Below are 19,494 nucleotides of genomic sequence, written 5' to 3'. Positions count from 1 at the left end.
GCCCGAGGGAACACCCCTCGTCTGGCGGGCGCTTTTTTCAAATCCCTGTCAGCATCAGCTGTTACGCCATGCCGGGGCTTGTGCCGGGCGGCCGCGTCTTCCAGTCTGGGGGTCGCAGCAGCGCGCGGCAATGGCGAGATCGCCCGGTGAAGATGGAGAAGGAATGCCTGCCGATATTCGATCGTTGACCGGGGTGCGCGGTGTCGCCGCGGTGCTGATCGTGCTTTATCACTTCGGCAATGTGCCGCTGCTCGGCCCGGGCACCGCGCCCTACTACCGCGTGCCGCACGGCTATCTCGCGGTGGACCTGTTCTTCATGCTGAGCGGCTACGTGATGGCGTATGTGTATCGCGATGCCTTCGTGGCCTCGCCCTGGCGTCACTACCTCGATTTTCTGGTCAAGCGCGTGGCGCGGCTTTATCCGGCCTATGTCGTCATCGCCACGCTCTACCTCATCAAGATTCTGCTCGGGCTCTCGCGCGACACCCTGGCGTACTTCCGTCCGTGGGACTGGGCCGGCAACCTCCTGATGCTCACCGGCTGGGGTTTGCATGTGCAGCCGATCGTCGGCGTGTCGTGGGCGGCGAGCGCCGAACTCGGCTCCTACCTGCTGCTGCCGCCACTGCTCGTCGTGTTCGTTCGCCGCGGACCGCTGCTGGCCGCGCTGGGCTGCGTCGCCGCGCTCGGCGCCGTCGTCGTCATCGCCAGGAGCGGGCTCGGCTCCGCCGGGCCGCTCGACGTCACCAATGGCGATTCGATGCTGCCGCTGCTGCGCGCGGTGGCCGGCTTCGCCATCGGCCTCGGCATCTTTCGCGTCGCCCATCGCCTCGATCGGCTGTCGATGGCGGTGCAGGACGCGCTGGTCGCGGGGCTGACGCTGGCGATCGTGGTGATTGGCATTGCGTTTCACCATGATCTGCCGATCTATCTGCTGTTTATTCCCTTCGTGGCGCTGCTGTCGCGTGACGGCCGGCTGGCGCAGGCGCTCTATGGCAATCGCCTTGTCTACCATCTCGGGCTGATTTCCTATTCGATCTACCTGCTGCATCAATTGCTGCTGAGCTTCGCGGTCGAGGCCGCGCGGGCGCTCGGCCCGACGCCGCTCGTTTACGCGGCCTGTGTCGCGGTGGCGCTCGCGGTGATCTGGCTGCTGGCGTGGCTGAGCTACACGTTCGTCGAGATGCCAGGGCGACGGTGGCTTACGGCGTGGCTGCAACCGGCGAAGCGGCTGTTGCCGACGCGCACTTAGAGCGCGTGTATTTTGATTGAATCGCTAACGCGCTCTAATTGCGCGCCAGCGCCGTATCGAACCATGAGGCCGCAACGCCGTGGCCTCATCCTTGGAGACGCGGCCGCAGCTGGCGTTATGCTGCTGTATCGCTGTCCCCGCGCAGCCGCTCCCCAGAGCCTGATCGAAAATGCGGCTCACATTTTCAATGCCTTGTTGAAGCGTCGGGAATATCGACTTTCTCCGTCATGCCCGGGCTTGTCCCGGGCATCCACGTCTTTGCAGCGCTTCAACAAGGAAGACGTGGATGGCCGGGTCAAGCCCGGCCATGACGAGTTTGACAACAAACGGTCTGCTTCACTGGCTGCCTTTTTGAGTCAGCCTCTCAGGATGAGAGCTCCTCTCAGATCCTCGGCATGCCGATCGGCGGGGCCTCGCGGGCCTGGGCGGCGAGGCGGATGGCGGCGTTGGCCGCGCCAAAACCCTGGTAGTTGCGCCGCTGCACGATCTCGAAGAAGAAGCGGTCGTCGAAGGCATGGGTGTAGATCTGGAAGAACTCGCCGTCGCCCTCGCGGTCGTACAGGATCTGGTTCTCGCGCAGCCTGGCCATGGTGGCGGCGTCGAGATCGTACTTGCTCTCGATGTCGTCGTAGTAATTATCAGGGATTTTCAGGAAACCGGCGCCCCGCGCGCGCATTTCGGCGACGGTGGCGAAGATGTCGTCGCAGGCAAACGCAATGTGCTGCACGCCCGAGCCGAAGAACTCCGACAGGAAGCGCGCCGACAGCGTGCGGTTGGCGGCGGTGCCGTTGATGATCAGCCGGAGGCTGCCATCGGCATTGCTGATGGTCTGGCTCTGCACCAGGCCGGCGGGGTCGGCGACGTCGACCTGCGGTCCGCGCGTGAGATCGAGCATGCCGGTGTAGAACAGCAGCCACGACAGCATGTCCTCATAGGGCATCGACTGCGAGATGTGGTCGACGGCGGCGAGGCGGTCGGTGGCCGATGTTTCCGGCCCGGTCGGCGAGAAGTCGCGGTCCCAGTTCTGTGCGCTCGGCGCGAGGAAATACATCAGGCTGCCGCCGACGCCGTGGATGGCCGGGATTTCAAGCTCGCCCGGTCCGACCGGCTGGTAGAAGGTCTTGGCATGCAGCGCTTCGGCGCGCGCCATGGTGGCATCGACATGGTCGACCTCGAGCGCGATGGCGCAGACGCCGGCGCCATGGGTGACGTAGTGCGAATGGGCGAAGCCATGGGCCTCGCAATTGACCACGAGGTCGATCGATCCCTGCGTCCAGCGCTGCACCGCCTTGCTGCGGTGCTGGCCGGTCTGGCGGAAGCCGATCTGGCCGAGCAGGGTGGCGAGGTCTTCCGCCTTGTCCTCGTTGACCGCGAACTCGATGAAGCCGACGCCGCGGCTCGCCTCGCGGGGCGGCATTGCGGCCGGTGACGGAGGCGTCGCTGATCGCGCCACCTGCTCGTCGAGCAGGATCAGCGAGCGCAGGCCGTCGACCGCGACGCGCGCCGCCGAGCCGGCACGGAACTGGTCGTTGAAGATCTCCAGCGACAGCGGGCCGGTGTAGCCGGTCGCCGCGACCGCATTCATGAAATCAGCCACCGGCAGGTTGCCCTGGCCGGGGAAACAGCGGAAATGCCGGCTCCACGACAGCACGTCGAGATCGAGCTGCGGCGCGTCCGCGAGCTGAACCAGGAAGATACGGTCGCCGGGAATCGAGGCGATCGGGTTGACCGGGAGGGCGGGCGCCAGCGCGTGGAAGCTGTCGAGCACGAGGCCGATGGCGCGGTGGTCGGCGCGGCGCACCACTTCCCAGGCGTCGCGGTAGTCGTTGATGTGGCGACCCCAGGCCAGCGCCTCGAAGGCGACGCGCAAGCCCCGTTTCGCGGCGCGCTCGCCGAGCTCGCGGAAATCCGCAGCCGCGCGGTCGATACCGCCGAGCGAGGCCGGCGAGACGTTACTGCAGATCAGCAAGAGATCGGTGCCGAGTTCCTGCATCAGGTCGAACTTGCGCTCGATGCGCGTGAAGTTGCGCGTGCGCTGCGGCTCGGGCATGCCCTCGAAGTCACGCAGCGGCTGGAAGGCAGAGATCGACAGGCCGAGGTCGCGACACATCGCGCCCACATCACTAGGCCCGCCGTTGAACGACAGGAAATCGTTCTCGAAGATCTCCACGGCGTCGAAGCCGGCGGCGGCGATCGCCCGCAGCTTCTCGTCCAGCGCGCCGCTCAGCGACACGGTTGCGATCGAACGCTGGCTCATGGTCGGCTCCTTCTGACGTCTGACTCAAGATTTCAATTCTAGTGAGTAGGATCCGTCACCCTGAGGTGGTCCCGCGCCGCGGGACCCTCGAAGGGCGACGGCCCGCGCGGAAGCTTCTGGGCCGTTCATCCTTCGAGGCGAGCTTCGCTCGCACCTCAGGATGACGGGGCATGGCCCTGCGCCGATGACGCCTAACTCTGCGGCGCGATGCGCGCGCCGGTGCGGGCGGCGTCCTTGACGGCCTCGATCACCGCGAGGGTCGCCAGCGCGTCGGCGGCCGAGACCAGCGGCGTCTCGCTGCGGTCGATCACCGCAAGGAAGTGGCGCAACTGCTCGACGAGCGGATCGGCGACGGGCGCCGGCAGCGTCGTGCGCTGCAGCGGCTCGTACCAGCCGACCTTGCCTGGGTAGTCCCAGGTGTCGAGCGTCGGGACCGTGAGCGAGGCCTGGGTGCCCGCGAAAATGTAGCAGGGTTGGTCGGGGTTCGGCGGATAGGCTGGGTTTTCGCGGGACGCCAGCTCCCAGCTCCACGGCGATGGCGTCGCATCCGACAGCGTCACGGTGCCCAGCGCGCCGCTGGCGAAGCGGAACAGCAGCGCCGCCGTGTCCTCGACGGCGAAGCCGCGCACAGCGCTCGACGTCTGCGCCTGCACCTCGACGATGTCGCCGCAGATAAAACGCAGGTTGTCGATGTCGTGGATGAGATTGATCAGGATCGGACCGCCGCCGTCCTCCTTGCGCCAGGTAACGTTGAAATAGTCGTCCGGCTTTTTCAGCAGCCACAGGCCGATCACCGCGGTGAGCCGGCCAAGTCGGCCATCGGCGACGGCGGCGCGCACCGCCTTGATCATCGGGTTGTGGCGGCGGTGATGGCCGACCAGCACCGGGACCCCGGTGCGCTCGACCGCCTCGGCGATCTTGCGCGCGGCGGCGACCGTTTCGGCGATCGGCTTCTCGACCAGGGCCGGCACGCCGCGCTCCAGGCAGTCCAGCGCCATCGGCACATGCAGCGTGTTGGGGGATGCGACGATCATGCCGTCGGGGCGTTCGCGCTCCAGCAGCACGCGATAATCGTCGTACCAGGGCACGTTGAGGGTTGTCGCGAGGTCGCGCGCTTGCGGCGCCGGATCGGCTATGCCCGCGATCTGGCAGTCCGGGTTGGCCTGCATCAGTTCGGCATGCTTGCGGCCGATCAGGCCAGCGCCGATGAGACCAAGACGCTTCACTCCAGTCATGCCGCAGCTCCACTCATCGCCCCGCCGAGGAACAACTGTCCGATCCGCGGGTCATTCAACACCTTGTCCGCCTTGTCGACGAGGCGGGTCTGGCCGAGCTCGAGCACGATGCCGAGATCGGAGATTTCCAGCGCCGACCGCGCGTTCTGCTCGATCATCAGGATCGAGACGCCGCGGTCGCGCAATTCTTTGAGGATGCTGAAGGTCTCCTGCACCATCAGGGGCGACAGGCCGATCGACGGCTCGTCGATCAGCACCAGTTGCGGATCGAGCAGCAGCCCCCGGACGATCTCCAGCTGCTTCTGCTCGCCACCCGACAGCGTCGAGGCCTGCTGGGTCGCTTTCTTGCGCAGCGCCGGAAAGCGGTCGAGCGCCGCCTCGATACGGCGCGGCAGATCGGTGATGCCACGGCCGGCGGCGACCGCACCGAGCTCGATATTGTGACGCACCGTCAGTTCCGGAAAGATGTTGCGGCCCTGCGGTACATAGCAAATGCCGGCGGCGAGCAGCTGGCGCTGACTGCAGCCCGTGACGTCACGTCCCCTGAAGACGATCTTGCCCTCACGCAGCTTGAGCAGGCCGAAGATCGCCTTGAACACGGTGGACTTGCCGGCGCCGTTGGGGCCGATCACCGTGGTGATGGCGCCCGCCGGCACGCTGAACGTCGTGCCATTGAGGATCGTCATCTTGCCGTAGCCGCCGACCAGGCCCTGGACCTCGAGGATGGCGTCGCTCATGGAATGCTCCTGACATGCCGGATCACAGCACGCTCATGTGAACGGACGATGGTCTGTCGTCCCGGCGCGAACTCGCGTTGTGGGATGACGTCACGAATGGTGTGCCACGCGCCCATCTCAGTGCCCCAGATAGGCCTCGATCACGGCAGGATTGGAGCGGACTTCGTCGGGTTTGCCCTGCGCCAGCACCTTGCCCTCCGCCATCACCACGACGCGCGAGCACAGCGACATCACGAACTCCATGTTGTGCTCGATGACGACGAACGTGGCGCGCTTCTCGCGGTTGATGGCGCTAAGGCGGTCCTTGAGATCGGCGAGCATCGACAGGTTGACGCCGCCGGCGGGCTCGTCGAGCAGCACGAGGCGCGGCCCGCCCATGAACGCCATGGCGGCGTCGAGCAGCTTCTGCTGGCCGTAGGACAGCCCGCCCGCCGGCTCGGTGGCGAGGTGATCGAGCTTGAAGAACGAGATCATCTGGTCGGCGGCGGCGCCGAGGCCGGCGTCGGAAGGGCCGAACAGCCGCGACACCATGCTGCCCTGGTGCTCCTGGCCGGCCAGGATGAGGTTCTCGCGGACCGACAGCTTGGGGAACACCTGCAGCAGCTGAAAGGTGCGGCTGACGCCGAGCCGGTTGAGATCGGACGGGCGCATGCCGGTGGTGACGCGCCCGTCAATTTTCACTTCACCGTCGCTCGGCAGCAGCTGGCCGAGGATGCAGTTGAACAGGGTGGACTTGCCGCAGCCGTTCGGGCCGATCAGGCCGAGGATCTCGCCCTCGTTGACTTCGAAGGAGACGCCGTTGACGGCGGCGATGCCGCCAAAATGCTTTTTGATGTTGTTGATCTGCAGCACCGGGGTGGTCATGGCACTGTCTCCAGCTTGGCCTTGCTGGCCGCCCGCTGTGCGGAGGCGGCCCTGGTGCGGCGTTCGGTGAGAGCGCGGTCGAGGATGCCGAGAATGCCGGTCGGCGAGTAGATCAGCAGCAGGATCACCGCGGCGGCGTACAGCATCAGGTAGTAGCCTTCGGTGAAGCGCAGCCATTCCGGCAGCAGCACCGCGATCATGGCGCCGAGGAACGGACCGAAGAAGAAGCCGGAGCCGCCGACGATCACCATCATCAGAAGGTCGAGCGACAGCGACAGGTGGAATGGCACGGGATCGACATACTGCGTCAGCGGTGCGTACAGCGCGCCGGCAACGCCGCCGAGCGCCGAGCCGATCGCGAACGCCATCAGCGTATAGCGGCGGGTATCGATGCCCAGCGACAGCGCCCGCACCGGGTTCTCGCGCAGCGCGATGAAGGCGCGGCCCCAGGGCGAGCGGATCAGCCACCACACGCAGAAGGTCACGATCGCCAGCATGCCAAGGCAGACATAGTAGAACGGCAGTGGCTTGTTGGTGGCGAGGCCGAAGATGTGGGGCCGCGGAATGTTGCTGATGCCGTAGATGCCCTTGGTCAGCCAGTCCTCGTTGCGGAAGAAGAGGAAGGCCAGGGTCGAAAACGCCAGCGTGACGAACGCGAGGTAGTGGTGCTGCACCCGCAGCGCCGGATAGCCGAGCAGCCAGCCGATCACGAAGCACAGCACGATGGCGACAGCGAGCGCGCCGACCAGCGGCACGCCCTGGGTGGTGAGGATTGCGGAAGCGTAGGCGCCGATGCCGACGAATGCGCCTTGCGCCAGCGACACCTGGCCGGCGTAGCCAAGCGTCAGGTTGAGGCCCATGGCGGCGATGGTCATCACCGCCCACTGGCTGAGAATGAACAGGCCATAGCGGTTGAAGTTCATCGGCACCACGATCAGCGCTGCGACGACGACAGCGCCGAGCGCCAGCGACAGCAGTTTGTTCGTCCGCGTCATACGGTGCGCTCCTCGGCGCGGCCCAGAAGGCCCTGCGGGCGGAACAGGATGATGACGATCAGCAGGATCATCGGCACCGCGGCGCGGTACTGCGTCGAGATGTAGGCCGCCGCGAGGTTGTCGACGACGCCGATCAGGAGGCCGCCGGCGATGGCGCCGCGCACCTGGTTGAAGCCGCCGACAATGGCGGCGATGAACGCCGCCTGGCCCAGCACCTCGCCGCTCGAGAACTTCGCGAGGTAGATCGGCGTGATCAGCAGCGAGGCGATCGCCACCAGGAAGGCGTTGATCAGGAAGGTCAGCAGGATCATCCGTTCGACCGGCACGCCGATGATGCGCGCCACCGTCGGGTTCTGCGCCGTGGCCTGCATCTGATGGCCGATCGAGGTGCGGTTGAGCAGGGCGGTCAGCCCGAACACCACGACGATCGCCAGCACCAGCACGCCGACGCTCTGCAGCGACATGACATGGCCGAGGACGTTGATGTCGCCGGCGGGGATGATCGAGGGAAAGGGTGAGGCCTCGGCGCTGAAGAACTGCTTGACGGCCTCCTTCATGCCGATCGCCAGTGCCATGGTGGCGATCGCCAGCGGCAGCACGCCGTGGCGCAGCATCGGATCGACCAGCAGCAGCTTGAAGCCGAGGCCGAGCAGGACCAGCGACAACACGATGCCGAGCACGACGGCGAGCCAGAACGGCGCGCCGGCGTGCATCGCAGCCAGCATCAGGAAGGCCGGCAGCATCACGAACTCGCCCTGGGCGAAGTTGATGGTCTGCGAGGTCTGCCACAGCAGCGTGAAGCCGACCGCGATCAGCGCGTAGATCGCGCCGGTGGCGAGGCCTGCGATCAGAAGGTCAGGCAGATTGGACATCATTCCCTTCCGCAATGTGTTTTGGCAGCACGGTTTCGCAACAAGCCTTCTTCACGGCCCTTGATGGTGCGTCGTCGCGCTTCATCCCCGGTGGTGAGGCGCGCGCCGCGTGTCTCGAACCATGGGACTGGTGGTGTCTCGGCCTCATCCTTCGAGACGCCGCTTGCGCGGCTCCTCGGGATGAGGAGATGGCTGCTCCGCGTCGCCCGGATGAGCGGAGCGATATTCGGGGTCTTGCGTGGTGTGGCCCCCCGGGTGCCGCTTGCGCTCATCCGGGGCGCTACCTGCTCCGCGACCTATCCTGTTCCTCATGGTGAGGAGGCGCGCAGCGCCGTCTCGAACCATGAGGCCCGGGTGCTTCCTCATCCTTCGAGACGCGGCCTGAAGGCCGCTCCTCGGGATGAGGAAACGGTAAGGCGTTCAGTCTGCCTCAGTTCAGCTTCGGCAGCACCTGCTTGATGACCTGCTTGCCGTCGACAATCTCGACCAGGAAGCCCTGGCGGTCGATGTCGCCGTTCTGGTCGAAGGTCACGTCCATCAGGATGCCGGGTTCGTCGGCGGCCTTGATGGTCAGGCCATGCAGGGTGTCGGCGAACGCCTTGGAGTCGACCTTGCCCATCTTGTCGGTGGTCGCCTTGATCATGTAGACCGCGAGGTAGCCCTTGATGCCGTTATGATCGGGCACATAGTTGTACTTCTTGACGAACTTGTCACGGAAGGCCTTGACGAGGTCGACCGGGGCGTCGGTGGTCAGGCCGACATGGCCGCGGGCGCCATTGGCGGCGTCGCCGGCCAGTTCCACCACCTTCTGGCCGATCAGCGTGGTTTCGCCGATCAGCGGCACGGTGACCCCCTGGCGCTTGAGCTCCTTGAGAATGCGGGCGCTCTCTTCCTCGTTGACATAGACGAACACCGCATCGGGGGCGGCCGCCTTGAGCTTGGAGACGTCGGCGGCGAAGTCGGCCTGGCCGGCTTCGGTCGACAGGTCCGCGGCGACCTTGACGTTGCGCTTGGCGAACTCCTTGAGGATGACGTCGCGGCCACCCTTGCCGAAGTCGTTGTTCACCCACACCACGGCGACGGACTTCGCCTTGAGGTCTTCGGCGATGTACTTGGCGACCTTCGGCATCGACGACTGCTGGCCGAACGAGGTGCGGAACAGATACTTGTTGCCCGCCTGGGTCAGCTCGGCGGCTTCGCCACCCATGATCTGGGCGATGCCGGCTTCCGCGGCGAGCGGCGCCGTCACCTTGACCGAGCCGGAGTAACCGGGGCCGAGCAGGACATAGGGCTCGCCGTCGAGCGCCTTCTGCACCTGGGCGCGGGCGATGCCCGGGTTGGACTGTGAGTCGGCGTGGGTGACCTCGACCTTGCGTCCGAGGATGCCGCCCTTGGCGTTGATTTCCTCGATCGCGAGGTCGATGCCGTTCTTCCAGTTGGTGCCGACGGTCGCGCCGCCGCCGGACAGCTCGGCGACATCGGCGAGCTTGATGGTCTGCGCCGAGGCGGTCGTGCACAGCGCGGCGAGCAGGGCGCTCGCCAGGATCATCGGTTTCACGGTGGTCTCTCCTCTCTCTAAGGTTTCCGTCCCAGCCGGCGGACCTTGGTTGGCCCGTCCGTCATGCGGCGTTCGACGCTGCATATCTTCTTGCCATCACGGCATCAAAAGCTTTTCCCATCTCCGCGGCCGACGGCGTCAGTCCCGTGAACAGTGCGAAGGCGTCGGCGGCCTGGTAGATCGCGAGCTCGCGTCCGGTCATCACCCGCGCGCCGCAGGTCTTTGCCGCGGTCAGCAGCGGCGTCCACAGCGGCGAGTACACCGCGTCGGCGACCCACAGGCCGTTGTGCAGGAGAGCGTCGGGCACGGGCGTGCCGCGGTCCGGCAACATGCCGATCGGCGTCGCGTTGACGAGCCCGACGGCGCCATGCAGAGCGGCCTCGACGCTCGCGGCGGCGGAAGCCGCGCGCGACGGCACCGCCGCGGCGAGGGCGCGACTCTTCGCCACGTCGCTGTCGTAGAGCCGCACATCGGCGACACCGAGGGTGGCAAGGGCGAAGGCAATGGCCTTGCCGACGCCGCCGGCGCCGATCACCGCCACCGGTCCGCGCCGGGAGCCCTCGACGAGGTCACGCGCCGCGCGGGCGAAGCCCGACGTGTCGGTGTTGTGGCCGGTGAGATGGCCGCCGCGCGCCACCACGGTGTTGACCGCCTGCATCGCCGCGGCGGTCGGATCGAGCGCGTCGAGCAGGCCGACCACGGCTTCCTTGTAGGGAAAGGTGATGTTGACGCCGGAAAAGCCGAGGCGGCGGACGCCATCGAGCAGCGCGCGCAGTTCGGCCGGGCCCGCGCCGGCGACTTCGATCAACTGATAGTGGCAGTGGGCGCCGAGCGCACGCGCGGCCTGCTCGTGCATCGCCGGCGACGCGGAGTGGGCGATCGGGGCGCCGATCAGTCCGGTCAGAAAGCGCGGCTCGTTCAGGGGCACGTCGTCAGGCACAAGCTCGGTCCAGGCGGTCAGAGGGACGTCTCGCGGGAGCGCCTCCAGGGCGCCGTGCCGCGGGATTTAAGCAAACGATAGTCCAAACAAGAACTAACACAATTACCCATTTATCGAGCAAACATAACATGATGTTATTTCCGCGAGGCTGCTGTCCGGCCCCGGCTCCGCGCCCCGCGCGCCGGCTCCACCGCGCGCATTTCGGCGCGCAGATACTCGATGAAGCTCTCGGCATGCAGCGACAGCGGCACACCGCGTTTCACCGCGACGTAGGTGTCGAACTTCGTCGGCTCCGCGATCCGCACCAGCGCGATGCCCGGCACGCCGCCATGGGCGACGGTGAACTGGTCGATCACGGCGATGCCAAGGCCGGCCTTGACCAGGGCGCATACCGTGGTGCCGAAACGTGCGCGGATGGTGATGTCATAGGTGAGTTTGTTGCGCGCGAACATCTCCGCCATGATTCGCCCGTACGGATCGTTGGGATCGATGCCGATCAGCGGATGGCGCGTCATTTCCGCGGCGCTGATCTCCTCGCGTCCGGCGAGGGCATGGTTCTCCGGCACGATGCAGTAGAGTTCGCCCGATGCCAGTGGCAGGAATTCGAGGCCGGGATGCGGCAGGCGATAGCTCATCGCCACGCACTCGCCCTTGTCCAGCAGCAGGTAGTCGATCGCCTCCTCGAGCTTGAGGATGTTGATGTCCATGTGCAGGTCGGGATAGCGCCGCCGCACCCGCTCGATGGCGCGTGGCACCATCACCTGCGAGATGCTGGGCACCGAGCCGATGCGCAGCTCCGACAGGCCGCCGCGGCCGATCGCCGAGATCGTGCTGGAGAGGTCGTCGACCTTCTTGTAGACGCTGTTGATCTGCTCGAAGATGCTGCGCGCCTCGGGCGTCGGGAAATAGCGGCCGTTCTGGCGCTGGAAGAACCGGATTCCCAGGGATTTCTCGGTGTACTTGATCAGGCGGCTGATGCCGGGCGCCGAGACGTTGAGCAGCTTGGCCGCGCCGCCGATCGTGCCCGTCACCATCACGGCGCGGACGACTTCGACCTGGCGGAGTGTCATCATGGCTTGCGGCTCGCTGCTCGTCGGCGGGAGCGGGCGGTTGAACGCCTGCGGTGTCAGTTGAAGCATCAACCGCCTTGTCGCGCCAGCGCAGCCCCGCTCCGGCTTTCGCTGCGTTGCAGCAAGCATGCATGGGCGCTGCGCTTGTCGCGGGTCAAGTCGAGGGCACTCCCGGAGCGATCAAAGGGCGCGCTCGGTCATGGAATCGTCCCTCCGGTCGATGGCCGGCACCGGGGCCCTGACGCACAATGCCGCCCGCGACGGATCGCGTCGCGAAGCGGAGGGGCTGCATGCGCGGTGGATGGATGGCGACAGGGCTTGTGGTGGCGCTGGCTGCCGGGTTTGCAGGGCCGGCGCGGGCCGCGAGCGACGGCGACGTCAACCAGTGCAGGCTCGCCGGCGACGTCAACAAGGCCGACCAGAGCATCGCCGCCTGCGATCGCGTGCTCGGCGATGCCACCGTGACCGGCACGGCCCGCGCCCAGGCGCTCAGCAACCGCTGCGGCTGGCGCTGGCTCAAGCGCGACGCCGATGGCGCCCTCGCCGATTGCAGCGAGGCGATCCGGCTCGATCCGGCGCAGACCGCCGCCTATCTCAACCGCGGCAACACCTATCTCGGCAAGGGCGATGTCGAGCGCGCGGCGAGGGATTTCGACGAGGCGGTGCGCCGCGATCCAAAGAGCGCATGGGCGCTGACCGAGCGCGGCAACCTCAGCCGCGTCCGCGGCAATCTCGATCGCGCGCTTGCTGACTTCAACGATGCGATCCGCGTCGACGCCGGCTATGCCGCGGCGTATTACAACCGCGGACTGCTGTACAAGGGGCGCGGCGAGTTCGACCGCGCGCTCGACGACTTCAACCAGTCGCTCAAGCTCGATCCCAACAATGCGCTGGCGTATTTCAACCGTGGCTGCGTCGCCTATGCGCGCGGCGACAACACTGTGGCGATCGATGACTTCGGCCGCGCGCTGCGGCTCGATCCCGGCAATGCGCTGGTCTATTTCAGCCGCGGTGTCGCCTATTACGTGCTGGGCGGCCACCTGCCGGATGCCGAGGCCGATTTCCGCAAGGCGAACCGGATCAATCCGCAGGATCCGTATGCTGCGCTTTGGCTGGAGATCGCCGAGCGCCGCAACAACAGCGCAGGCCATTTCAGGGAGACGGCGAAGCCGCTCGACATGACGGTGTGGCCGGCGCCACTCGTCCGGCACTATCTCGGCGAGGCGAGCTTCGCGCAGACGCTGGCTGCGGCCGATGGCGGCGATGCCCGGACGAAGCTGGCGCAGGGCTGCGAGGCGAACTTCTACGGCGGCGAACTCGCGCTGCTCCGCAAGGATCGCACGGAAGCGCAGCGCCTGTTGCAGATCGCGGCGGATGGCTGCCCGCAAGGGTTCGTCGAAGCCAACGCCGCGCTGATGGAGCTTATCACGTTGCGCTAGGCGGCCATGGGTCGACGCGGCTTTGTTTCATGTTGTTGCCGCGATCGGCCGCTGGCGGCACGATGATGCCGCCTGTGTAGCGGTGTTGTCCGAAAGCGGCCAGCGGTGGCCGACGGCTGGCGTATTCCCGACGTCGATTTGCGCGGTCCGATTTACGATCCTCTTACGAACCAGCGGTACCATTGTCGGGCGAAAGGCTGCATATCGCCAGGTGGATGCCGTGCCTCGCTTCGTTCCGCAGTGGACTTCAGCAAGCCTGATCGCGGCCGCGATGCTTTCGCCGGCCATCGACCGCGCGTGTGCGATCGACGCGCCGCCGGTCGTGCGCGTCGCCGTGAACGAGGCGAAGCTGGTCGATCTGCCGAGCGGCACGCGCCGCATCATTCTCGGTGCGCCCCTCGTCGTGCGCGCGCAGCGCCTGTCCGACGGCCGGCATGCGGTACTGACAGGGACGGCATTCGGCGAGACCAACATGGTGGTGCTCGACGGCGCCGGCGTCGTTCTGCAGGAGCAGCGCGTGCGCGTCGATGCACAGGTCGGCGCGGGGCCAGTCGTGCAGCGCGGCAGCGAGCGCATGACCTACAGCTGTACGGATCAGTGCCAGCCGCTGCTTCAGCTCGGCGACGGCGCACCGTCGAAAGACATTGGCAGTCAGATTCTCAGCCGCAGCAACGGCGCCGCCGGTGCGTCGGCGGTCGCGAAAGACAACCGCAACAAGATCACGGGCAAGGATGGCGCACTCTAGCGGACCGCAGCGTCAGGCGTCTGCGCGGCCTGCGGCACGCAGGTCGTGGTCGTTCGTCCGCTTCGTCAGAACCGAGGGCGGCGCGACCGCGGTCGAATTCGCGCTGCTGTCGCCGATCTTCATCGGGTTGCTGCTGTCGGTACTGCAGACTGGCATCTTCTTCTTCGCCCAGGAAACGCTGCAGGCCGCGACGATGCAGTCCGGCCGCCTGTTCATGACGGGACAGGTGCAGAGCAGCAGCATGACCCAGACGCAGTTCGTCAATCAGGTTTGTCCGTCGATTCAGGCGCTGTTCAACTGCAGTCAGCTGATGGTCGACGTCCAGAGCTATACTTCGTTCAGCTCGGCCAACACTGGCAGCCCGACGCTGACCTACAACGCGCAGGGCCAGGTCACCAACACCTGGGCGTTCAGCCCGGGGTCGCAAGGCCAGGTCGTGGTTCTGCGGCTGATCTACCAGTGGCCGCTGATCGGCGGTCCGTTCCAATTGATCCTGCCGAACCTGTCGAACGGCACCGCGCTGATGATGGGGGTGTCCGCCTTCGTGGTGGAGCCCTACTGAATGCGCCGGATGCGTGGACCGCGCGATTTCTGGCGCTCGCGGCGCGGCGTGGCCGGCGTCGAATTCGCGATGATCCTGCCGCTGATCCTGCTGGCGCTGCTTGGCTTCTACGATGCCGGCACGGCGCTCGCGATCTACAACAAGACGCGTTACGCCACCGCGACCCTTGCCCAGATCACCAATCAGTACACCATCATCCACGACTCCGACATGCAGCAGATCCTTGGCGCAACGGCCGCGGTGATGTCGCCGTATTCGAGCGCGACCGCCGTGGTCAACGTGTCGCAGATCGCGATCGACAGCAGGGGAAACGCGACGGTGAGCTGGAGCAACACATTGACTCCGGGATCGTCGTTCACTCTGCCTGCCGCGCTCGCCATCCCGAACTCTTGGCTGATCTACAGCCAGGTGAGCTTCACCTACAACGCCGCCACTGTGTTCTTCACGCGCGCGCCGATCACGCTCTCCGACAGCCTCTTTGTCTCTCCGCGCAAGAGCGCATCGATCACACGCATCTCGCCCTGAGCAGGCGCACGTGCGCCATATTCCGACACGTTCGGCAAAATCCCGACACCGGCTGTGCGACCGCGCGAAGAATATTCGCCGATACCGCCGAGTCTCGCGACCTACGGTAATCTTCCATTAGCGGGCCAACCCAATAATACCGCCGCGTTGATAACAGGTATCATTTCAGTCGTTCGTGTTGGTCCAGAGGCGGCCCGCATGTTGTCGTGCGTGAATTTTTTCAGACCGTGGTTTCTGCGTCTCCGGCGCTGGCGTGACGATCGGCGCGGCGGCGTCGCGCTCGGCTTTGCCGTGTCGATGATTCCGATGGCTCTCGCCACGCTTGGTGTCGTGCAGTTCGCGATGATCATTGCCACGCGCACCAAGCTGAATGCCATCGCCGATGCGGCGGCGCTGCAGGCGGTGTCCAGCGTCGCGATGACCGCCTATGTCAATTCCGGCACCACGGGACAGGCGCAGGCCAAGACCATGTTCAACACGCAGGCTGCCCAGGTCAGCGGCGTGACCATCAACTCGTTGAACGTCGCCGTCACCTATGCCGCCGCGACAACGACCGCGCCGTCCACGCTGACGTCGAGCGTCTCGTACACCGCGACGATCCCGAGCATCGTGCCCGGGCTGATCGGCTCGACGTTCACGACGGTCGGCGGCGCGTCCACGGCCAGCGCCTCCCTGCCGAGCTACATCAACTTCTATCTGCTGCTCGACGATTCGCCGTCGATGGGCATCGGTGCGACGCCCGCCGACATCACGGCGATGCAGAACGCCAACAATGGCTGCGCGTTTGCCTGTCATTCGCCCAATGCCTATAACGGCACCTATCCCGGCTATACGTTGCCGAACGTGCCCGGCACCCAGCTGCGGATCGATGCGCTGCGCAACGCGACAGCGCAACTGATCTCCACCGCGATCGCGCAGCAGACGGTACCGAACCAGTTCGGCATCGGCCTTTATACTTTCGCCAACACCGTGACCACGGTCAGTCCGCTAACGAACAATCTCGCCGCGGTGCAGGCGGCGAACACGGCGATCCAGTTGCCGACCACCGATCTCGGCACCCAGATCGGCGATGCCGTCGACTGGCTCAGCCGCAGGGTGGTGACGGCGAACTCCGGCAACGGCAGCCAGTCCTCGCCGTTTGAATTCGTGTTTCTGGTGACCGATGGCGTCGAGGACCAGGCGTTCAATTTCACGTCGGGCAATTACGATACCCTGAGCAATCCCTATGGCGCCTGGTACGGCACGCCCTACAGCGGCTCGCTCAACCCCGCGGCATGCACCGGCCTGAAGAACAAGGGTGTCACCGTGGCCGTGCTCTATACCAACTACAACCCGCTGAGCGACGTGCGCTACACCAGCATGGTGCAGCCCTTTGCCAGCAATATCCTGCCTGCGTTGCAGTCCTGCGCCTCGCCGAATTTCTTCTTCCAGGCCGACAGCGCCAGCGATATCAACACGGCGATGCAGCGCATGTTCGCGCTGGCGCTGCAGAAGTCGGCGCATCTCACCAACTGACGTCGCGGCGTACTGCGCGCGCCGGATGCAAAACGCTTACCTTCCCTCGTCTGGAGCGGTGCGTTAGTGTGCCGGCCGGTCCGTGGCCTTGACGCGCGGTCGCATCGACAGCGCGATGCGCATGGCATGGGGAGGTCGACATGAGTCTGCTGGAGCGTCTGAAGGATCAGCCGCTGCCGTTGGCCGCGCTGCTCGGAATCGAGCTGGTCAGCGCCGAGCCGGACAGGATCGTCGGGCACATGACCGTGCGCCCCGATCTCTGCACGCGCCCGGACGTGGTCCATGGCGGGGCGCTGATGGCGTTTGCCGATACCCTCGGTGCGATTGGCACCGTCGCCAATCTCAAGGAGGGGGCGGGCACCACCACGATCGAGAGCAAGACCAATTTCATCGGCGGCGCGCCGGTCGGCACGCGCCTCGTGGGTGAGAGCACGCCGGTGCATCGCGGCGGGCGCACCATGGTGTGGCAGACGCGCATTGCGACCGCCGAGGGCAAGCTGGTCGCGCTGGTGACGCAGACGCAGCTGGTGCTCGGCTGATCTCACCGGCACGAGACCAGATGTCACCGGCAGGAGGAGTGCCAGACATGGCCGACCGGGGCGGAGTGATCACGACGGCGGACCTGGCGGCAACGCTGGATGAGCCGGACCTGCGGGTGTTCGACTGCACAACCTATCTGCAACCGGCGCCGCCGGAGCATCCCGGCCCCTATGTCGTCGCCTCCGGACGCGCCAGCTTCGAGGCCGCGCATATTCCCGGCGCGGATGTCCTCGACCTGCAGGGCGAGTTCTCGGACCGCGACACGCCGCTGCATTTCATGATGCCGGCGGTCGCGCAGCTCGAAGCTGCGTTCGGCCGGCATGGCGTCGGTCCCGACACCCGTGTGGTGCTCTACAGCATCGGCAGCATGATGTGGGCGACGCGGTTCTGGTGGATGCTGCGTGCGCTCGGCTTCGACAGCGTCATGGTGCTCGACGGCGGGTTCGAGCGCTGGACGGCCGAAGGCCGTCCCACCGAAAGCGGACCGCCGCGCGGCTATCCGCCGGCCGCCTTCGTCGCGTCGCCGCGCGCCGGCCTCTTTGTCGATCGTCATGCGGTGCGGGCCGCGCTGGGGCGCGACGACACGTGTCTCGTCAACGCGCTCGGGGCCTCGCATTTCGCCGGCCGCGAAGCGAGTCGCTACGGGCGGCCCGGGCGCATTCCCGGCAGCGTCAACGTGCCCGCAGCCACGCTGGTCGATCCCGAGCTCAAGACCCTGGTGCCTCTGGAGGTGGCGCAAGCGGCGTTCGCGGCAAAGGGCGTGAATGGCGACAGGCGGGTGATCGCCTATTGCGGCGGCGGCATTTCGGCCACGCTTGACCTGTTCATGCTGCACCGTCTCGGGTTCGACGATCTGACGCTTTACGATGCGTCGATGGGAGAGTGGGCGAACGATCCCGCCCTGCCGATCGAGAGCGGCTAGCCGGCCAACCGGCGCCGGTATTCGGCGCCGCCAAGTGGCGCTGAAACCACGGGAAATCCCGGAAAGCCGGGATATCATCCTACCGTTTCTTAATATGTCTAAACGTACGCTCCGCGCGCTGTTAGTTGCGTTCCGGGGCCAGCGCATGACGTTTTTCGGGGGTTTTCGCAGATTTCTCGCCGACCGGCGTGGCAATGTCGCCATTATGTTCGGCATCGCGGTGATCCCGGTGCTCGGGTGCGTTGGTGCTGCGGTCGACTATTCGCTCGCCAACCAGCGCCGCGCCAAGATCACCACCGCGCTCGATGCCGCCGTGCTGATGGCCACCAGCCGCACCGAGGCCAACCTGCCCGCGGATACGGTCAAGGCCCATGCGCTCAACATGTTCAACGCGCAGCTCGCGACCTATGGCGTCGCCGCGAGTGCGGTCAATTTCGATATCAACGACAGCGCCAGCGGTCGCACCGTGACAGGGACCGCGTCGAGCGTGGTGCCGACCACCATCATGCAGATCATGGGCTTCAACAGCCTGACGGTGAACGGCTCGTCGACGGCGCAGGTCGGCCTGCCGCCCTACATCGACTTCTATCTGCTGCTCGACAATTCGCCGTCCATGGGCGTGGCGGCGACGCCGGACGATGTCGCGGTCATGGTCGGCAAGACGTCGGACAAATGCGCCTTCGCCTGCCACAACATCTATACCGACTCCAGCATGACCAGGCTGGACAAGAACACCTACTATGATATCGCCCAGAAAGCCGGCGTCACCATGCGGATCGACGTGGTGCGGCAGGCGACTCAGAACCTGATGGATACGGCAACCGCGACCGCGATCTATCCAAGCCAGTTTCGCATGGCGATCTACACCCTGGGGTCGTCGTGCTCGGTCGCCGGCCTGACCACGATCGCGCCGCTGACGTCGAATCTCGGCAACGCCAAGACGTCGGCCAGCAGCATCGATCTGATGACCGTGCCCTACCAGGGCTACAACAACGACCAGTGCACCGATTTCGATGGCGTGCTTGCCGCCATGAACGGCGTCGTGCCGACGCCGGGCACCGGCGCCTCGACCGATCCGCAGAAGTTCGTGTTTTTCGTCTCCGACGGCGTCGCCGACGCCTACTATCCCGGGTCATGTCTCAAGAAGACCACGGGCGGGCGCTGCCAGGAGCCGCTCAACGTCGCCGGCTGCAAGGCCATGAAGGATCGTGGCGTCAAGATCGCGGTGCTCTACACCACCTACCTGCAGCTGCCGACCAACAGCTGGTACATGAACTGGATCGATCCCTTCAACAAGGGGCCGTACGGGCCGTCTCCCAACAGCGAGATCGCCAAGAGCATGCAGGCGTGCGCGTCGGACGGTTTCTATTTCGAGGTCAGTCCGACACAGGGCATCAGCGAAGCGATGAACGCGCTGTTCCAGAAGGCCGTGGCGCAGGCGCACCTGACGAACTGACGTGGAATTGCGC

General features: G+C 66.0%; 18 protein-coding genes. 9 read left to right on the top strand and 9 right to left on the bottom strand.

Going from position 1 to position 19,494, the window contains the following annotated elements:
• The first annotated feature begins 163 nt into the window (after positions 1-163).
• A complete protein-coding gene (locus JQ639_RS24880) occupies positions 164-1,249 on the top strand; it encodes an acyltransferase family protein (protein ID WP_211968887.1) in 1,086 nt (361 codons plus the stop codon).
• 382 nt (positions 1,250-1,631) lie between these two features.
• On the opposite strand, the gene JQ639_RS24875 is transcribed toward JQ639_RS24880, so the two are convergent.
• The 9 genes from JQ639_RS24875 to JQ639_RS24835 all read right to left on the bottom strand — a co-directional run bounded on the left by JQ639_RS24875 (position 1,632) and on the right by JQ639_RS24835 (position 11,780).
• Complete coding sequence (locus tag JQ639_RS24875; RefSeq protein ID WP_211968888.1) at positions 1,632-3,506, bottom strand: bifunctional sugar phosphate isomerase/epimerase/4-hydroxyphenylpyruvate dioxygenase family protein; 1,875 nt, start codon at positions 3,504-3,506, stop codon at positions 1,632-1,634.
• Between the two features lie 191 nt (positions 3,507-3,697).
• Positions 3,698-4,741, bottom strand: a complete 1,044-nt coding sequence (locus tag JQ639_RS24870; RefSeq protein ID WP_211968889.1) for a Gfo/Idh/MocA family protein — start codon at positions 4,739-4,741, stop codon at positions 3,698-3,700.
• Entirely contained in the window at positions 4,738-5,478 is a 741-nt protein-coding gene (locus JQ639_RS24865) for an ABC transporter ATP-binding protein (protein ID WP_211968890.1), read from the bottom strand. Before JQ639_RS24865 ends, JQ639_RS24870 begins: the two co-directional genes overlap by 4 nt.
• A gap of 117 nt (positions 5,479-5,595) precedes the next feature.
• The gene (locus JQ639_RS24860; RefSeq protein WP_211968891.1) at positions 5,596-6,342 is read right to left on the bottom strand and encodes an ABC transporter ATP-binding protein; all 747 of its coding nucleotides are present in this window, start codon (positions 6,340-6,342) and stop codon (positions 5,596-5,598) included.
• Positions 6,339-7,337 carry a branched-chain amino acid ABC transporter permease gene (locus JQ639_RS24855; RefSeq protein WP_211968892.1) on the bottom strand — a complete coding sequence of 333 codons (999 nt, stop codon included), beginning with the start codon at positions 7,335-7,337 and terminating at the stop codon, positions 6,339-6,341. Before JQ639_RS24855 ends, JQ639_RS24860 begins: the two co-directional genes overlap by 4 nt.
• On the bottom strand, positions 7,334-8,209 hold the full coding sequence (locus JQ639_RS24850) for a branched-chain amino acid ABC transporter permease (protein ID WP_211968893.1): 876 nt from the start codon (positions 8,207-8,209) through the stop codon (positions 7,334-7,336). The genes JQ639_RS24855 and JQ639_RS24850 overlap by 4 nt, the downstream gene beginning before the upstream one ends.
• A 430-nt stretch (positions 8,210-8,639) precedes the next feature.
• The gene (locus JQ639_RS24845; protein WP_249123486.1) at positions 8,640-9,758 is read right to left on the bottom strand and encodes an ABC transporter substrate-binding protein; all 1,119 of its coding nucleotides are present in this window, start codon (positions 9,756-9,758) and stop codon (positions 8,640-8,642) included.
• A 70-nt stretch (positions 9,759-9,828) separates the two neighbouring features.
• Positions 9,829-10,707 (bottom strand): shikimate dehydrogenase, encoded by an 879-nt coding sequence (locus tag JQ639_RS24840; RefSeq protein WP_211968895.1) that lies wholly within the window; start codon positions 10,705-10,707, stop codon positions 9,829-9,831.
• Positions 10,708-10,841: 134 nt separating this feature from the next.
• On the bottom strand, positions 10,842-11,780 hold the full coding sequence (locus tag JQ639_RS24835; RefSeq protein WP_211968896.1) for a LysR family transcriptional regulator: 939 nt from the start codon (positions 11,778-11,780) through the stop codon (positions 10,842-10,844).
• A gap of 287 nt (positions 11,781-12,067) precedes the next feature.
• Here JQ639_RS24835 and JQ639_RS24830 point away from each other — a divergent pair, with 287 nt between their 5' ends.
• The 8 genes from JQ639_RS24830 to JQ639_RS24795 all read left to right on the top strand — a co-directional run bounded on the left by JQ639_RS24830 (position 12,068) and on the right by JQ639_RS24795 (position 19,481).
• Positions 12,068-13,216: a tetratricopeptide repeat protein gene (locus JQ639_RS24830; protein WP_211968897.1), complete on the top strand. Its 1,149-nt coding sequence runs from the start codon at positions 12,068-12,070 to the stop codon at positions 13,214-13,216.
• A gap of 220 nt (positions 13,217-13,436) precedes the next feature.
• Positions 13,437-13,961 (top strand): pilus assembly protein N-terminal domain-containing protein, encoded by a 525-nt coding sequence (locus JQ639_RS24825; protein ID WP_211975010.1) that lies wholly within the window; start codon positions 13,437-13,439, stop codon positions 13,959-13,961.
• A complete protein-coding gene (locus JQ639_RS24820) occupies positions 13,948-14,523 on the top strand; it encodes a TadE/TadG family type IV pilus assembly protein (protein ID WP_211968899.1) in 576 nt (191 codons plus the stop codon). The genes JQ639_RS24825 and JQ639_RS24820 overlap by 14 nt, the downstream gene beginning before the upstream one ends.
• The gene (locus tag JQ639_RS24815) at positions 14,524-15,048 is read left to right on the top strand and encodes a TadE/TadG family type IV pilus assembly protein (protein WP_211968900.1); all 525 of its coding nucleotides are present in this window, start codon (positions 14,524-14,526) and stop codon (positions 15,046-15,048) included.
• 306 nt (positions 15,049-15,354) lie between these two features.
• Positions 15,355-16,563: a vWA domain-containing protein gene (locus JQ639_RS24810; RefSeq protein WP_211968901.1), complete on the top strand. Its 1,209-nt coding sequence runs from the start codon at positions 15,355-15,357 to the stop codon at positions 16,561-16,563.
• A gap of 140 nt (positions 16,564-16,703) precedes the next feature.
• The gene (locus JQ639_RS24805) at positions 16,704-17,102 is read left to right on the top strand and encodes a PaaI family thioesterase (protein ID WP_211968902.1); all 399 of its coding nucleotides are present in this window, start codon (positions 16,704-16,706) and stop codon (positions 17,100-17,102) included.
• Between the two features lie 47 nt (positions 17,103-17,149).
• The gene (locus JQ639_RS24800; RefSeq protein ID WP_211968903.1) at positions 17,150-18,025 is read left to right on the top strand and encodes a sulfurtransferase; all 876 of its coding nucleotides are present in this window, start codon (positions 17,150-17,152) and stop codon (positions 18,023-18,025) included.
• A 145-nt stretch (positions 18,026-18,170) separates the two neighbouring features.
• Entirely contained in the window at positions 18,171-19,481 is a 1,311-nt protein-coding gene (locus tag JQ639_RS24795) for a TadE/TadG family type IV pilus assembly protein (RefSeq protein WP_211968904.1), read from the top strand.
• Positions 19,482-19,494 lie beyond the last annotated feature (13 nt).

The organism is Bradyrhizobium sp. U87765 SZCCT0048 (genome assembly GCF_018131225.1).
Lineage (GTDB): Bacteria > Pseudomonadota > Alphaproteobacteria > Rhizobiales > Xanthobacteraceae > Bradyrhizobium_A.
Note: the sequence above shows the minus strand (reverse complement) of the source record. Positions and strands in the feature narration are given on the sequence as shown.

What these genes read in the sequence shown, in the direction of transcription:
- JQ639_RS24880 (WP_211968887.1), top strand. Translation starts at nt 164, where the DNA reads ATGCCTGCCGATATTCGATCGTTGACCGGGGTGCGCGGTGTCGCCGCG.
- JQ639_RS24875 (WP_211968888.1), bottom strand. Translation starts at nt 3,506, where the DNA reads ATGAGCCAGCGTTCGATCGCAACCGTGTCGCTGAGCGGCGCGCTGGAC.
- JQ639_RS24870 (WP_211968889.1), bottom strand. Translation starts at nt 4,741, where the DNA reads ATGACTGGAGTGAAGCGTCTTGGTCTCATCGGCGCTGGCCTGATCGGC.
- JQ639_RS24865 (WP_211968890.1), bottom strand. Translation starts at nt 5,478, where the DNA reads ATGAGCGACGCCATCCTCGAGGTCCAGGGCCTGGTCGGCGGCTACGGC.
- JQ639_RS24860 (WP_211968891.1), bottom strand. Translation starts at nt 6,342, where the DNA reads ATGACCACCCCGGTGCTGCAGATCAACAACATCAAAAAGCATTTTGGC.
- JQ639_RS24855 (WP_211968892.1), bottom strand. Translation starts at nt 7,337, where the DNA reads ATGACGCGGACGAACAAACTGCTGTCGCTGGCGCTCGGCGCTGTCGTC.
- JQ639_RS24850 (WP_211968893.1), bottom strand. Translation starts at nt 8,209, where the DNA reads ATGTCCAATCTGCCTGACCTTCTGATCGCAGGCCTCGCCACCGGCGCG.
- JQ639_RS24845 (WP_249123486.1), bottom strand. Translation starts at nt 9,758, where the DNA reads ATGATCCTGGCGAGCGCCCTGCTCGCCGCGCTGTGCACGACCGCCTCG.
- JQ639_RS24835 (WP_211968896.1), bottom strand. Translation starts at nt 11,780, where the DNA reads ATGATGACACTCCGCCAGGTCGAAGTCGTCCGCGCCGTGATGGTGACG.
- JQ639_RS24830 (WP_211968897.1), top strand. Translation starts at nt 12,068, where the DNA reads ATGCGCGGTGGATGGATGGCGACAGGGCTTGTGGTGGCGCTGGCTGCC.
- JQ639_RS24820 (WP_211968899.1), top strand. Translation starts at nt 13,948, where the DNA reads ATGGCGCACTCTAGCGGACCGCAGCGTCAGGCGTCTGCGCGGCCTGCG.
- JQ639_RS24815 (WP_211968900.1), top strand. Translation starts at nt 14,524, where the DNA reads ATGCGCCGGATGCGTGGACCGCGCGATTTCTGGCGCTCGCGGCGCGGC.
- JQ639_RS24810 (WP_211968901.1), top strand. Translation starts at nt 15,355, where the DNA reads ATGGCTCTCGCCACGCTTGGTGTCGTGCAGTTCGCGATGATCATTGCC.
- JQ639_RS24805 (WP_211968902.1), top strand. Translation starts at nt 16,704, where the DNA reads ATGAGTCTGCTGGAGCGTCTGAAGGATCAGCCGCTGCCGTTGGCCGCG.
- JQ639_RS24800 (WP_211968903.1), top strand. Translation starts at nt 17,150, where the DNA reads ATGGCCGACCGGGGCGGAGTGATCACGACGGCGGACCTGGCGGCAACG.
- JQ639_RS24795 (WP_211968904.1), top strand. Translation starts at nt 18,171, where the DNA reads ATGACGTTTTTCGGGGGTTTTCGCAGATTTCTCGCCGACCGGCGTGGC.